16 protein-coding genes are annotated in these 14,461 nt (G+C 53.7%); 8 read left to right on the forward strand and 8 right to left on the reverse strand.

What is annotated here, in order from left to right:
* Positions 1-76 precede the first annotated feature (76 nt).
* Entirely contained in the window at positions 77-2,152 is a 2,076-nt protein-coding gene (locus tag KUV74_RS14270) for a carboxy terminal-processing peptidase (RefSeq protein WP_222516659.1), read from the forward strand.
* A 97-nt stretch (positions 2,153-2,249) separates the two neighbouring features.
* Here KUV74_RS14270 and KUV74_RS14275 read toward each other — a convergent pair whose 3' ends face one another.
* Complete coding sequence (locus KUV74_RS14275; protein WP_222516660.1) at positions 2,250-2,474, reverse strand: hypothetical protein; 225 nt, start codon at positions 2,472-2,474, stop codon at positions 2,250-2,252.
* A gap of 98 nt (positions 2,475-2,572) precedes the next feature.
* Here KUV74_RS14275 and KUV74_RS14280 point away from each other — a divergent pair, with 98 nt between their 5' ends.
* Positions 2,573-2,818 carry a type II toxin-antitoxin system CcdA family antitoxin gene (locus KUV74_RS14280; protein WP_222516661.1) on the forward strand — a complete coding sequence of 82 codons (246 nt, stop codon included), beginning with the start codon at positions 2,573-2,575 and terminating at the stop codon, positions 2,816-2,818.
* 47 nt (positions 2,819-2,865) lie between these two features.
* Positions 2,866-3,156, forward strand: a complete 291-nt coding sequence (locus KUV74_RS14285; RefSeq protein ID WP_261395474.1) for a CcdB family protein — start codon at positions 2,866-2,868, stop codon at positions 3,154-3,156.
* A gap of 491 nt (positions 3,157-3,647) precedes the next feature.
* On the opposite strand, the gene KUV74_RS14290 is transcribed toward KUV74_RS14285, so the two are convergent.
* The 6 genes from KUV74_RS14290 to KUV74_RS14315 all read right to left on the reverse strand — a co-directional run bounded on the left by KUV74_RS14290 (position 3,648) and on the right by KUV74_RS14315 (position 8,467).
* Complete coding sequence (locus KUV74_RS14290; RefSeq protein ID WP_222516663.1) at positions 3,648-4,775, reverse strand: hypothetical protein; 1,128 nt, start codon at positions 4,773-4,775, stop codon at positions 3,648-3,650.
* Positions 4,775-5,371, reverse strand: coding sequence for a hypothetical protein (locus KUV74_RS14295; protein WP_222516664.1), 597 nt, complete (start codon positions 5,369-5,371; stop codon positions 4,775-4,777). The genes KUV74_RS14290 and KUV74_RS14295 overlap by 1 nt, the downstream gene beginning before the upstream one ends.
* A 139-nt stretch (positions 5,372-5,510) precedes the next feature.
* Positions 5,511-6,269 carry a hypothetical protein gene (locus tag KUV74_RS14300; RefSeq protein WP_222516665.1) on the reverse strand — a complete coding sequence of 253 codons (759 nt, stop codon included), beginning with the start codon at positions 6,267-6,269 and terminating at the stop codon, positions 5,511-5,513.
* A gap of 93 nt (positions 6,270-6,362) precedes the next feature.
* Positions 6,363-6,836 carry a hypothetical protein gene (locus KUV74_RS14305; protein ID WP_222516666.1) on the reverse strand — a complete coding sequence of 158 codons (474 nt, stop codon included), beginning with the start codon at positions 6,834-6,836 and terminating at the stop codon, positions 6,363-6,365.
* A gap of 113 nt (positions 6,837-6,949) precedes the next feature.
* Positions 6,950-7,681 (reverse strand): hypothetical protein, encoded by a 732-nt coding sequence (locus KUV74_RS14310; RefSeq protein WP_222516667.1) that lies wholly within the window; start codon positions 7,679-7,681, stop codon positions 6,950-6,952.
* A 420-nt stretch (positions 7,682-8,101) separates the two neighbouring features.
* A complete protein-coding gene (locus KUV74_RS14315; RefSeq protein ID WP_222516668.1) occupies positions 8,102-8,467 on the reverse strand; it encodes a hypothetical protein in 366 nt (121 codons plus the stop codon).
* A 1,085-nt stretch (positions 8,468-9,552) separates the two neighbouring features.
* Here KUV74_RS14315 and KUV74_RS14320 point away from each other — a divergent pair.
* Both KUV74_RS14320 and KUV74_RS14325 read left to right on the forward strand, forming a co-directional pair.
* Positions 9,553-9,882: a damage-inducible protein J gene (locus KUV74_RS14320; protein ID WP_222516669.1), complete on the forward strand. Its 330-nt coding sequence runs from the start codon at positions 9,553-9,555 to the stop codon at positions 9,880-9,882.
* Between the two features lie 34 nt (positions 9,883-9,916).
* Complete coding sequence (locus tag KUV74_RS14325) at positions 9,917-10,126, forward strand: type II toxin-antitoxin system RelE/ParE family toxin (protein ID WP_315900816.1); 210 nt, start codon at positions 9,917-9,919, stop codon at positions 10,124-10,126.
* Between the two features lie 200 nt (positions 10,127-10,326).
* Here the strand turns inward: KUV74_RS14325 and KUV74_RS14330 are convergent, their stop codons facing one another.
* Positions 10,327-11,037 (reverse strand): GntR family transcriptional regulator, encoded by a 711-nt coding sequence (locus tag KUV74_RS14330; protein WP_261395451.1) that lies wholly within the window; start codon positions 11,035-11,037, stop codon positions 10,327-10,329.
* A 287-nt stretch (positions 11,038-11,324) separates the two neighbouring features.
* Between KUV74_RS14330 and KUV74_RS14335 the strand changes: the two genes are divergently transcribed.
* The 3 genes from KUV74_RS14335 (at position 11,325) to KUV74_RS14345 (ending at position 14,441) form a co-directional block, all read left to right on the forward strand.
* A complete protein-coding gene (locus KUV74_RS14335) occupies positions 11,325-12,734 on the forward strand; it encodes an NAD(P)H-dependent oxidoreductase (RefSeq protein ID WP_222516670.1) in 1,410 nt (469 codons plus the stop codon).
* 76 nt (positions 12,735-12,810) lie between these two features.
* On the forward strand, positions 12,811-13,779 hold the full coding sequence (locus KUV74_RS14340) for a Bug family tripartite tricarboxylate transporter substrate binding protein (protein WP_045994607.1): 969 nt from the start codon (positions 12,811-12,813) through the stop codon (positions 13,777-13,779).
* A 92-nt stretch (positions 13,780-13,871) separates the two neighbouring features.
* Complete coding sequence (locus tag KUV74_RS14345; RefSeq protein ID WP_222516671.1) at positions 13,872-14,441, forward strand: tripartite tricarboxylate transporter TctB family protein; 570 nt, start codon at positions 13,872-13,874, stop codon at positions 14,439-14,441.
* Positions 14,442-14,461: the final 20 nt, after the last annotated feature.

Genomic DNA, 14,461 nt, shown 5'->3' on the forward strand with positions numbered 1-14,461 from the left:
AATCCGGTCCAAGGGACCCGCCGACCGAGTCGGTGTCAGACCGACGAGTGTACACGAATCCTGGAGTGCTTCATTGATGAGCCTGATTGAGTCTGCGGGTCGCGCCCTGGCGCTGTCCCTGCTGATCGCGGCCCCTACGGCGCTGGCTACTCCCACGCCCGGCGACGACCAGCGTCAGGCGGCCATGGAGGTGGCCGAATCACTACGCTACGGCCACTACGCGGACGTGAGGCTGGACGACCAATGGTCCAACCGCGCCTTCCAGCGTTATCTGGACGTGCTGGACGGCCAGCGTGCCTACTTCGTGCAGGATGACGTGGATGAGTTCGCTGATCTGCGTACCGGCATGGACGAGGCAATGCTCGAAGGCTCCCTGGAGCGGGCCTACGACCTCTACGAGCGCTACCACGATCGTGCCGAGGCGCGTCTTGAGTGGATGCTCGACGAGATCGACCACCTCGACATGAGCTTCAACGGCGAAGGCCGCCTCGAACTCGACCGCGAGGATGCCGCCTGGGCCGCCTCCCAGGCGAGCCTCGACGACTTGTGGCGCAAGCGCCTGGCCAACGCCGCCCTGACGCTGTCGATCAGCGGCCAGGAAGACGACGAGGTCATCGACACCCTGCGCGAGCGCTACGAGACCCAGAAGCATCGCCTCGAGCAGACCAACGCCGAGGACGTGTTCGGGCTGATCATGGCCGCCGCCACCGGCACCGTGGACCCCCACACCGAATACCTGTCGCCGCGCCAGGGTGAGTCCTTCGACATCCAGATGCGCCTCTCGCTCGAAGGCATCGGCGCCCTGCTCCAGGCCGACGGCGAGTACGTCAAGGTCGCGAGCCTGGTGCCCGGTGGTCCGGCCGAGAAGGACGGCGCGCTCAAGCCCGCCGACCGCATCATCGGCGTCGGCCAGGAAGGCGAAGACATCGTCAACGTGGTCGGCATGCGCCTGGACGACGTGGTCGAGCTGATTCGTGGGCCCAAGGGCTCCGAGGTACGCCTCGAGGTGGTGCCCGGTGAAGCCGTGGACATGACCCGCTCCACCGTGGTCGACATTACCCGTGACACCGTCAAGCTCGAGGATCAGGCGGCCAGCAGCGAGGTCATCGAGATCCAGCGCGAAGACGGCGTGCACAAGGTCGGCGTGATCGAGGTGCCCGCCTTCTATGTCGACTTCGACGCCTGGCAGGCCGGCGAGGAAAACTACCGCTCCACCACCCGTGACGTTGCCGCCGAGGTCGAGAAGCTCAAGGCCGAAGGCGTCGAGGGCATCGTGCTGGACCTGCGCAACAACGGCGGCGGCGCGCTGCAGGAAGCCAACTCGATGATCGGCCTGTTCATCGACCGCGGACCCACCGTTCAGGTACGTGACGCCCGTGGCCGCATCAGCCTGTACGGCGACACCGACAGCGGCACCCTGTATGACGGCCCGCTGGTGGTGCTGGTCAACCGCCTGTCCGCCTCGGCCTCGGAGATCTTTGCCGGTGCCATCCAGGACTACGGTCGCGGCCTGATCGTCGGCTCCAACACCTTCGGCAAGGGCACGGTGCAGACCCTCAACGACCTGAGCTACGGCCAGATCAAGCTGACCCGCGCCAAGTTCTACCGCATCTCTGGCGAGAGCACCCAGAACCGCGGCGTGAAGCCGGACATCATGTACCCAAGCCTGCTCGACCCCGAGATCATCGGCGAGAGTGCGCTGGACAACGCCCTGCCGTGGGACACCGTGCGCGACGTCCAGTACCGCAGCTACGGCACCCCGCGCCAGTACCTGAAGGACCTGCGCGCCCGCCACCAGCAGCGTGCCGACGAGCACCCCAACTTCCACTACCTGGAACAACGGGCAGAGCTGGCGAGCCGCCTGCGCGAGCAGCACACCAGTGTCAGCCTGAACCGCGAGCAGCGTCAGCGTGAAGCCGACGCCCAGGACGCCGAAATGCTGGCACTCGAAAACGAGCGCCGCGAAGCCCTCGGCCTCGACATCCTCGAGGAATGGGGCGACGCCCGCGAAAGCGGCGACGACGCAGACCTCGCCGACGAAGAGACCGAAGAGGAACAGCCCGTCGACCGCGCCGAGGTCGAGGAGTCAGCGGAAATCCTGCTCGACTTCACCGAACTCGGCCCGAGCTGGCAGTACGCGGTAAAAGGCTAAGCAACGACAGAAACAAGTAGCCGCAAGCTAAACGAAAAGCCGGGGCATCGAGCCCCGGCTTTTTTATTGACGTAGTCTGAATCCAGTCATCGTCACCCTAACGGCGAACAGCCCTTATCACTCTTCTCTCCCTCCAAAGCCCCATCGCGACCAGGAGTTCGAGCGTGGCGAAGCCCACAAACGCCACCCCGTAGACCCAGCGAACCTGACGCTGCTGCTCTTCGGTCGGAAACAGCTCCAGCGAGCCGTGCAAGAACCCTGCACCGCTCAGCAGCATCAACAAGAGCAACAGCACCGCAACACACCAGAGTAAGATTCTCACGTTCGTCCTGCCTTGTTTGTCAGCAGCTGTCAACATTGTTGCCAATGCGCAGACGGCTACGCATAGTGGAAATAAAATCGAAAATCAGAGTGACGATGATGCAAACACTATACGATCAGAACGCTCCCAAACAAGCCACAAATCTCAGCATAAACAGCGACTTGCTGAAAAGGGCCAGGAGTATGAATGTCAACCTCTCGGTCACGCTAGAGAAAGCACTGGAAGCAAAGCTCGCCGAGATCGAAGCCGAACAATGGCAGAGGGACAACAGCAACGCTATCAAAGCTTACAACGATGCCATTGCTGAACATGGGTGCTTCGCCGAAGAGTACAGGACATTCTAATGCCCCAGTTCGACGTGTACGCTAACCCCAACGCGTCGACGAAAAGGATGTACCCCTACCTTCTGGACATACAGAGCGATACCCTCTCGGCGTTGGCCACCCGTATTGTGGCGCCCCTGGGACGCAAATCTCTTTCTGGACGTAAGAAAGCTGCCCCGCCCTGCGCCAACAGTGACCTTCGACAGCGAATAATTGTTGATTCTTATCCCACAAGTCGCCTCATTGCCTGCCAGCGTTTTCAAAACTCCCATAGGGACTCTAGAGCACATGCGAGATGGAATAGTCGCCGCACTCGACTTCGCAACAGTCGTGTTCTAGTGTTGGATATAGGTATCTAACGCCGTCAACACAGGCGAGTGAAGCGAGTCCAGCACGGCGGCTTTTGCCGTGCGAGTATGATTGGCCTTGTTATAGGACTAATACTTGAGCTGCAAAATATGCCTGTAAGAAAACACCTTGCAGCCACATTAAATTTTAGCCGTCAAACCCACCGTCACTAGACGTAGGCGGTAAAGGTGTTGTGTCAGGGGCAGGACCACCATCACTGGAAGTTGGTCCTGGTAATTCACCTGGCTCTAAAGCGTAGACAGATGAAGATATTATTAAGAGAGCTGCAAATATCATTCTAATCATGTTCATGGTTCCTTAAGTTGTTTAGTGGAGCTTAAACCATAAATACTAACGAGCATCGATGTACTAATAATGCGAAATAGGTATAAATATAGATTTAAGTAGCTGACTACAGTTCTGGCTAGTCCTATAACATCCGCATTTGCGGCTGGTTTGGAGCGCAGCGGAAAACCAGTCCGACAACATGCGTTTGTTAGGGCTAAAATACAAACTTATTGAGGATGACATTTGCATCATAGCTCTGGCTAAAAGGCTTGAGCTCCTCATAAATTGCTTTAGCCAAGTCTGAAATTTCATTTGTAAGAATTTCTAAAGCTTCAGTCTTACTTTCTTCATTAAATATCTTTCGGCTACCATCAGGAACATAGAGAGTATCACGATAAGATTTTGCAGAATTAAGAATGGCTAAATGTGCACGAGCTTTCTCCACAAGCGCCAATCTCATGTAGCTAGGTACATTTAAATCTGTATTCATATGAAATGCGATTGCAGCCAAGTCATAGCTACTCAAATTTTTCACAGTTCTCTTCTTGTAGTCAGGCATATCAGCAATCATATTCTTCAATAATCGGATTACAGATTTCAAATTTCCTGAGCACAATGAATCTCTATTATTTATCATTTTAATATGGGTAAATGGATAATTAAGATGAAATTCATGATCTGCTTTATGATATATTTTAATACCTCGATCACTTTCTTGACCTGAATGCTGGTATTTTATTGTGTCAAACCAAATGGCTGGAACAATATCAACCTTTCGTCTCAAGCTTCCACCTTCCAAAGCAATTGACTTGTTTCCTGAACTATCCACTTCTGCCTTAGGGAAGTTAACGGGCAGAATACGTTCTGATTTTTCCCTCACATCTTTAGCAATATTAATCAAACCTCTTGGATCTGTTGCGAGAGAGTATCCATTTGGATTTACTTCAGGAAGTTCAATATTTACAGGATTAGTAACAATGATAAGCATATCAACATCAGAATGCCCTTTGATGTGAATATCTAAAGCCACTGAGCCTTGAAGCCGTTTGGTGACAGATTCACCGCTGTTTTGCAAACTCTTAATAAGACTATCAGCTACTCGATCACCCTCATCAATAGATACCTTTGTAGATGCTGGTTCAACAGCGGACATTGCGCCTACCACGTATTTGACACCAGCGACTTCATTCAGGTTTTCAAATGATTCTGATTTCCTGACATCAACCCCACGCTGTATTGCATTATTGGCAGAAAAAAACTCCATAGACTCATAAATAGCTCGTTCACGAGTTCCTTGTCTGCGCTCTTTAAGCGATTTCAACCGTTTTTCAAAGTCAATCATTATTGAATCCTTCTCAAACTCATAACACCAAATGTCTTTCTTCCTGCACTATTAAAATAGGAGGCTTTGCCAACAGTAAGCTCTTTATTAAATTCAACTTCGCAGTAACCTTTATGAGAATTCATTTCGTGGCTCTGCTCTATTTCTGGCTCATTTTTGTAACTATATGAAAGAAGCCAGCCACCTGTTGGACCGAATCGCTTAGAAAGCGTCGCCGTATAACTTTCGCTTTGACTGTTTTTTGTTTTTAGGTGTACTTGGATATTTTTCCAAGTTTGCTCAATTCCAATAGAACCTTCCCAATCGAATTTAGTAGCACCATCATCATTTAGCGTTTTCCCCTTAAGTTCCCATTCCCCATTCAAGTTTGGAACTTCAAAAAATGAAATTTTCCATACCCATTTATTGAATATCCAGTGGAGAAAAAAATATACTACGCCCGTGGTAATTGTTGCTTTTGTAAATGCATCAATACCACTTAGATTACTAGCAATAGCCAATAGCTGAGCGATTCCACCTGAGAGGGCAATAGATATAAACCCCAACCACCTTCCAATAGCAGATCTATCATGTCCAAATACAGCATAATCGTGCATAGCTTTCTCCGTGATTTAATCGCAGCCCTAACGCCCAATTAAGGTGTGAAGCACGCTTCCACTACACTTAATTTGACCACCGTAAACGCTGAACCAAACCCAAACTAAAAATGCCAAGCGTGCTGAATCACTCTTCAATTTATTGGTATGTTTTTGATTTTGCTATTTCATCTTGCCTGTCCAAGAACGAGGATAGCTTCTCAGATTTAAATGATAGGTCTTTTGAAATTTTGAACTCTTCAAACTGCTGTGCTGGTGCAATGCAAAATCTAAAGCTATTTTCATAACCTAACCACAACTCAGCAAGGACATCATCACGCATTTTTTTTCGATGTACTTTTACAAAAATAAGGCAACCACCAACCATGAAACGATACAAGCGCACACGATTCTTCCTATCAATAAAAGGGGCACGATACGCAAATACTCCATCATCTTGAGCGTGAGTTCTTAGACGAAATATAGCAACATCAAACCACTCCGGGATATCCATTTCAGAATAAGCAATACGCTTAACATCATCTTGAAACCCGTAAAGATTTATTTTTCCATATTGCTCTTGGGTAATACTGTATTTCCATAGAACACCAGCACAGAAGCGCGCGATTTTTTCTTTATCAACACCTTCAACAATCTTGGTCCCAAAATTTAAGCCTTTACTACACTCACGGATATACTTAAGGATTTTTGATGCATACTCTTCCAGTTGCCCCAATAAACCATCGCAGTCAGCACAAAGTATCCCTTTGTCAAAGGTTCCTGACTGACTGAAATGGAACGAACCATCTTCTTTTACGCCCGTCGCATGCCCTTTGCCAACTTGAACTTCCTTACAAAAAACCTGCGGAATCAAATGAGCTTGAATTGTTTTGCTTTCATTACACCTAATACATGACATCTAAATTACCCGCAATTAATCTGCTGACCTAAAAAGGAAACATAACGCCCGCAGTAAGCGCGCCGCTTTTTGGCGTCGCTTTGCCTGCTATTGTTATGAATCATTGGCTGCCACCGCGCGACCTACTCGAGTGAGCGCCCATATCATTGCGCCAGTTTTGTTTTTATTGCCCGTTCTTACTAGGCCATGCCTTGTTAGCCAAACCAATGCCTTCCATGCTTCTGGCTCAGTAATATTAGACTCTTTTGAAATTCCGGCTAATGACCGCCAAGTATATTTTGGATGATTTAGCGCGGCGATAATCTTTGAATGCTCAACGCCTAGATCTGCGGATTCTTGATCCTTATCCTCAATATCTGGTTCTGTCTCTTTATCTATAATGGCTTGAACTTCTTCTTTCATTTTGGCGGAAAATCCCGCCCCACTGAACTCAGAGATTTTGTCGATATTTGAGAATGCGAGACCTAATGCACCAGCCAAGATAGCGAGTCCCATTTGCGATGGGAGCCCAAGGTAACCAAACCATGTGGATACAATCAGCAGAACAATAGCAGATAGTAATTTCATGAGCTCATTCATTTCTATGGTGCTCACCGTCATGATTCATAACGCTTAGGTAACGGGCCGCTTTGGAGCAGAGCCGAAGGCGGCGCGGAAAAGCGGTCCCGTTGACCGTATTGTTAGTGCGGGGCTTCGGGAAATGCATCAAAGTTCTTTTCGATCCAAGCCAAGATGTATTCGTATCGGAGACCGATTAAAGCCTTCTTGGCTTTTTTGCTACCTAGCAAAATACCTTGGATTCGACCAGAAATATGCACATCATTCCAAAAGAGCTCCGAAATAAGCCCACCACTAACTCCATGCATTTTTCTGGGCTGCGTACTATTTAAGTCCTCATCCAGAAGATTTTTTTCGTCGTACTCTAGAGCAAAATGAAACTCTTTCATATACTCGTCATCAGGAAAGAAGCTTTCAGAGATATCATTTGCGGTATATCGCAACGCACTTTTTCCAACGCGGTGCGTACGAGTTTTCATAGTATTACGATTCGACGGAAAACCAAGCACCTCAGACCGTTGCTCACTTTCCCCGGGCGGATGGTTGTGGACAAATTCAGGTGTCACAAATAAAACAATGCCTTTTATCTTATCTACCGTCGAATTACTTAATTTTATCGCAGCAACATCCATTGCCTCATTTTTAATAATGCCATGACCCGCGAGAGTTATTGGTTCATCGATAGCGACGTATACAGGTTTCTGGTTCATTTCAACCAGCGCATGAGCAGGTGAAACCAAGAAAAACGAGCCACATACATCGGCGAACGTCGCAGTCGCAAAACAAGACCACAACTGGTTTCGCTCCTCATCTATTGACATGAGGGGTAGACAAAAACTTTTATCATTCTCCATTAATACACATCCTTATCTTTCGAACTAACGCCCTATTAAGGTGTGAGCAACGTAATACAAAAGCCGTTGCATGCCACCTTAAACACTAAACGAAACGCATAGTAAAAATGCCACGCGTTGCGTATCACTCCTAAACAGTTTTTATATTTATCATGCCATTGGTTGTAAACAACCCTCAACTAAATACTCCCAAATAACACCAGAGTCGCGAACATTGCGAGTAAACTCTGGACCATCCGGTAACTCGATTTGAATATTACCCTGTCCCGTCCAATAAGCACGCCATATGTCTTCTACATTCGGCATGGATGCCACTCTGTATGCATGACGCCCCAGAGACATATGCTCCATATTAACTTTAGCAACTCGATTTAGAGGGGAATCTAAGAGCTTAAATTTACGTACGGAATTTAAGTCCCATTAATATTTTCGGCTTACTTTTCGGCAAGTTTCAAGATCACCAAAAGCATAAGTAGCTGAAAGACGAGATGGATATAATGGATGATTCTGCTTCCTGTAAATTTCTGCATCATGTTCGATTCTGTAATCATTGATAGCATTCAAACAGTAGGGAGATACAGCCATGGGATCACGTTGACTTAGCTCGAATGGTAAATAGTTTAAGCTGCCATCTAAGTATTTGGCTAATGTTTCTTCTTGACACCATGTACTACAAGCTCCTGAGGTGTAAGCACCTATCTTATAGTTATGAGCTGCTAAGGGGGATGAAAAATTCACAAATACAAAGAATTCTTCTGGGATATTTTCGTTCTTATTGATCAACATAAAAACCACCTAACTAAAAAATAAACATAACATTTCCTATTCAACGGAATGCTAATTTTCTTCCGCACGAACCTGCCTAAATTGCAGCCTATACCTCTGAATTCACGCGTATATTCTTCACTTTATGCCTGATCAATCAGTGACAAAACGCGTATACTCATCTCCAAAGCGCACATGCCCAAAATCGCTCTTCAGCGATTGCAAACCCATTGATTCGCCATAACTTTAAAGCGCCTATGCGAAATAAACATGTCCTCTGATGCATTATTTCGATGCATGCCTTTAAATCCTGTGATTTTTTCGTATACACGTATGAATACCACACGCAGAGAAACATCAACGCCATGTCACCGGGAGAAAGACACACCTCCCCATCACCTACGCACTACCACACAGGCACGCTACCGCCACGACGGCCACACGACATGACCACCCAGGCGGCGAAGGCCGCTGTGCGATCACAAGTAGGGAAGGAATTGAGGACGGGTAACCGAAAACGGCAGTACGCTGCCAAACAGGCGGCAAGGCGCCTGCATTGAACGTCAGATTAGCGTTGGCTGGTCACCCCTTGGCCATAGACGGCTTTCCTATCCCTGCGCATGATCGTTATTTTCGTGCTCTTAGCGGCACTGTTTAGAGTTTGGCATGTGCCAATAGCAGCAGAATAGACAAAAGATGCGAGGAATGGGAACGAATTTACGCGTTTTTTGGCTTAAGTCTTACAAACTGTTGAATTTCGAAAGCTGCTTTTTGAAAGCACGTGCTCGAATAAAATTCGGGGATAGAGATTTGAAGCTGTTACGACTGCCCTGCCCAGCGCGAGCAAGCAATCACTCGCATATGGCGGATGGGTGGTATAGCTTGTTCAGCTCGGCGCCAGGTAACCGCGATGCGTTTCTGATCCACCACCGAACCTTGCCGCAATTGACGGGAACGACTCCACGCGCCTGTGAGGCAACGCTTCGAGGTAACGCTACCAGGAAGCGTATTCACGCCCAGCGCGGCAAGCGGGCCTAGGTCGCCATACTGAGCACCAAAACGAGCCAATATACGTGAACACGTCAGCATCAGCTGCGAGGCTTCAGATGGATACCCGTATACAGTTTCGTATCGATGAAGAGACAAAGCGCCTAGCCCAGCAGATGGCAGATAGCCAGGGGCGTACGCTCAGTGGCGCCTGCAGGGAATTGGCAGAACAACTCGCCGAGCAACAGCGCCAAGCAACGTCACACCATGACGGGTTATCGCTTCAGGTCAAGCGAGCATTTGACAGACTCGAAGCCGGTGCAGCGACCTTTGTCGATCATGAAACCGCAAAATCCCGGATGGCAGAACGAAAGTCACGGATCCGCGCCCGTGACCTTGCCCCGGTAATCGGCGATTCCATGGGAAGAAGAGGGTCTGACAAGGCGTGAAGCCATTTTTGACTTCCTCTACCAGTTCAATCCTGTGGTCGCCGAACGGACTGATGACCTGATCGAGGAAAGGGCAGAACTGCTGATGCTGCAACCGCTACTCGGCGTAGAGCGCCAAGGTATTCCTGGTCGCTTGCTAATCCTTCCGGAAGTATCGCTTCTGATCTCCTATCAGTTGGCAGGCTCAGATATCCGGATCATGCGGGTCCTTCACCAAAAGCAGCAATTCCCGCCCGCCGATTGACGGCTAATCACTCTCTGACCGCAAAGGCTCGAAGCGGACGTAGCTTCTTGGCTCGGCTGATGGACGGAGTCAGCCGGCCCCTCCCCTTCGCTCGATATCCGTTAAGCGTCATTACCTCACCTGCTCTGCATCCTGCCCATCAGTGTCTCGCTATCACGCCCTTGGCTGGCCGGCGTCGCCTGCCGCACCTGGCTCACCTACTAGCCGCTCTCGGTGTCGACATCGGCGAGGGGCTGGTCCTCGGCCGCGGGGTTGGCGTACTTCATCCAGGTCTTGCCGAGGTGATTGCGCAGTTCGTTGCCGACCTGTTTGCCGTCGCGGGCTTCCAGGGCGGCCATGATGGCTTCGTGCTCGTCCATGGCCACGGACCACTTCTCGTTTTTGAGGTTGGAAAGATAGCGCACGCGGTAGAGCTGTCGGCTAAGTGTGGCGTGGATCTCGATCAGGGAGTTGTTGCCGGAGAGCGAGACGATGCGGTTGTGGATCGCCTGGTTCAGGCGAAAGTAGTTCTGGCGGTCGCGGCGCAGGAAGGCGGCCTTCATCTCGAAGTGCAGCGCCTGCAGTTCGGCGATGTCATCGTCGCTGGCATTGGCGCAGCAGAGTTCCGCGGCTGACTGCTCCAGCACGCTCAGCACGTAGGCCTTTTCCTGCACGTCCTGGGGGCTGACATCGGCGACCACCGCACCCCGGCGTGGGGAGATGACCACCAGCCCTTCTGCCGCAAGGATCTTGAACGCCTCGCGCATGGGGGTACGCGAGACGTCCAGTTCTTCGGCCAGCTTGCGCTCGGGCAGCCGCTGTCCGGGCTGGAAGTGATCCATCACGATATGTTCACGCAGGTAGTTGGCGACCTTCTCCACCAGTCCTTCGCGTGCGTCCACTGCCGCTTCGTCCATCGTTATTGCCGTCATGGTCTTCGATGCCTAAAGAATGGCATACCGTTTTTTGACGGGCAAACATTTACGCGGTTTATCTCACTGCATTTATTCGTTGTTATTCAACGATATAACGCACATCTTTTGCCTTATGCGACCAAGGTCTATGCCCCAATCGTTTGACCATCAAAATGGTATACCACTACATTTCTCTGCATCTTGATCCCGCCCGATCCTTCCAGACCGAGGCCTTCAACCCGCTCAGGCAGCCCCCGGCAACGCGCCAGCGGTGGGCCAGGCCAGCACGGAGACGCTCTACGACCATGAACTACCTTCACCACTTTGATACCGCCACCACCGTCGAGGCATGCGTCGCGGGCGCTGGCGATTTCGGTCGCGGCATCCTCCGTCAGGCCCAGCAGATGCCCGGCATGAACGCACGTATCGCGGTGGACATTAGCGCCGAGACGGCAGCCCAGGCGTTCGAGAAGGCCGGCATTCCGGCCTCGCAGATCGCGGTATGCCAAACACAGGACGAGGCAAGCGACGCCTGGCAGGCAGGCAAGTTTGTCGCCTGTGGCGATCTCGAAGTGGTCAAGCACCTGGATTTCGACATCCTGGTGGAAAGTACTGGTATACCAAACGCCGGTGCCACCCACGCGGCCAGTGCACTCAAGGCCGGCAAGCATGTAGGCATCGCCACCAAGGAAACCGAATCGGTGGTCGGTCCCTACCTGACCCGCCTGGGCAACCGCCATGGTCGCCTGTTCACTCCGCTGGACGGTGATCAACCGAGTCTGTTGATCGGCCTGGTGACCTGGGCGCAGACGCTGGGCTTCGAGATCATCGCCGCCGGCAAGAGCAGCGAATACGACTTTGTCTGGGACGAGGCGGATCAGGCGATCTGGTGCAACGGCACCCGCTTCGACGCCCCGGACATGGCCGATCTGTGGACGCTGCCCGAAGGCGACGAGCGTAGCGTGGTGCGCGCCCGTGGCGAACACCTGAGCGCCATTCCGCAGATCTCCGCACCGGACCTGTGCGAGATGACCAATGTGGCCAACGCCACCGGCCTTACCCCCGACCACCCTGCCTTCCACGCCCTGGTGCTGCGTACCCATGAGGTGCCGACCCTGCTGGACCTGGAAGGCAACGGCGGCGTGCTCTCCGGCACGGGGCGTCTGGAGGTGTTCAACTGCCTGCGCCGCCCGGACGAGCTGAGCTTCGCCGGTGGTGTCTTTGTGGTGGTGCGCTGCGAGGACGCCCACGCCTGGGAGGTGCTGGACGGCAAGGGCCATATCCTGAGTCGCAGCAAGAAAAGCGCCATGGTCTACCTGCCGCGCCACCTGCTGGGCCTGGAAGCGCCGATCTCGCTGCTCGACGCCGTGCTCAAGGGCCTGCCCTCCGGCGGCGGCCAGGCCACCCGCCCGGCGGTGGACCTGGTCGCCCGCGCCACGGTGTCACTCAGCAAGGGGCAGGAGCTCGAGATGAAGGGCCACCATCGCCACATCGCCGGCCTCAAGCCAGAGGTGCATCCCGCCGCTGCGTTGCTCGATGCCACCCCGGTGCCCTTCTATCTGCTGCCTGGCGCCGTGCTCAAGCGCGATGTGGCCGCCGGTCAGTTGATCAGCGTGGCCGACGTGCAGCTGCCGGACTCCACCTTGCTCCACCTTCGCCGCGAGCAGGACGCGATGTTCTTCTCCACCGCCGAATCTTCCTCCGAACCGGCCTGACGTCATGTCGGGCCACCTGGCAACCAATGGGCATCTGCCCATGCTCAACCACAACAACCACCCCCAGGAGAACGCCATGATCACCCGAAACGCGATCATCACCGCCAGCGCCCTCGGCCTGTCGCTCGTCGTTGCGAGCCCCGCGGCGCTGTCTGCCGACGAGGCGGCCGACTTCCCCTCCAAGCCGCTGCAGTTTCTGGTCGCCGCCGGCGCCGGTGGCGGCACCGACAACTTCGCGCGCACCATCAAGCCGCTGCTTGAAGAGGCCATGGACACCCGCGTGACGGTGGTCAACCTGCCGTCCGCCTCCGGCGCCCTGGCCCACCAGCGTACCGCCAACGGCGACGCCGACGGCCACACCCTGGACTTCGCCTCCTCGACCCTGGTCACCTCGCTTGCCGCCGGCCAGAACCCCACCGGCCTCGACCAGCTCACCCCGGTGGCGCGCATGCAGTCCGACGTGATGACGCTGATCGTCGATCCGGACAAGTACGCCGACTTCGACGCCTTCATGGAACACGCCAAGGCCAACCCGGGTCAGGTCATCATCGGCGGCACCCACGCGGCCAGCCCCGACCGCATGGCCTTCCTGTCGTTCCGTGACGCCACCGGCCTGGACATCAGCTTCATCCCCTACGACGAGGAAGGCAGCGTCGCCGCCAACGTCATGGGCGGCAACATCGATGGCCTGTTCGGTGAGATCAGCTCGGTGCTGAGCTACATGGAATCCGGCGAGATGATGCCGATCCTGGTGTTCGCCGAAGAGCGTCTGGAGAACTTCCCGGACATCCCCACCACCGTCGAAAACGGCTGGGACCTGACCGACGGCAACGAGCGCGGCATCTTCGTCCACGCCGACACCCCGGACGCCATCGTCGAGAAGCTCGAGTCCACCCTGAAGAGTGTCTACGACTCCGAGACCTACCAGGAGTACGAAGAGCGGGTGAACCTGCACTACCGCGAGGGCTGGCTGGGTAGCGACGACTACCGCGAGAAGCTCGAGCAGAACCTGGAACTCTACACGCGGCTTCTGGAAAACACCTGATCCCGTGGACTGGCGGGTCGGGTTCTACCCGGCCCCTCACCTTGCGCTGACGGGACTGGCTCCCGCTGGCCCGCCGTGAACCGAGCCTCACCATGCATACCAAGTTCACCGTCTTTGCCGTCCTGCTGCTGGTACTGGCCGCCGTCACCCTGGTGCCGACGCTTGATTTCCCGAGCTCCGAGGACGTCTCGACCTTTATCGGCCCACGCCTGTGGCCGCTGTCGCTGTTGATCCTGCTGATCGTGCTGTCGGCGACCCTGCTGATCTCCACCCGCATGAGCCAGGCCAAGGAGCGTGCCAGCGACGCCGAGGCCAAGGCCGCGATGGCGAAAGACCCCGCGACCGATCCCGGCCAACAGGCTGATGCCGGCCAGGACAGCGCCACCGACAACGTCACCGACAGCACCACCGAAGCTGCTGGCGTTGCTCTTGACCCTGGGTTTCTTGCCGCCAACCGCCACTGGTGGCTGATGGGCACCACCCTTGCCTACACCCTGCTGATGCCGGCCATCGGTTTTCTGCTGGCCACCGTGATCTTCACCCTGGCCTGCACCCTGCTGCTTGGCGCGCGCCACTGGGCGGCCCTGCTTGCCACCGTGGTCATCGCCGTTGCGCTGATCCAGGGCGTGTTCTCCACCCTGCTGGGCATCCCCTTGCCATGACACCCAGCCGGTACGATTTT

The sequence above is a fragment of the Halomonas sp. DP1Y21-3 genome, assembly GCF_019801245.1.
Taxonomy (GTDB): Bacteria; Pseudomonadota; Gammaproteobacteria; order Pseudomonadales; family Halomonadaceae; genus Halomonas; species Halomonas litopenaei.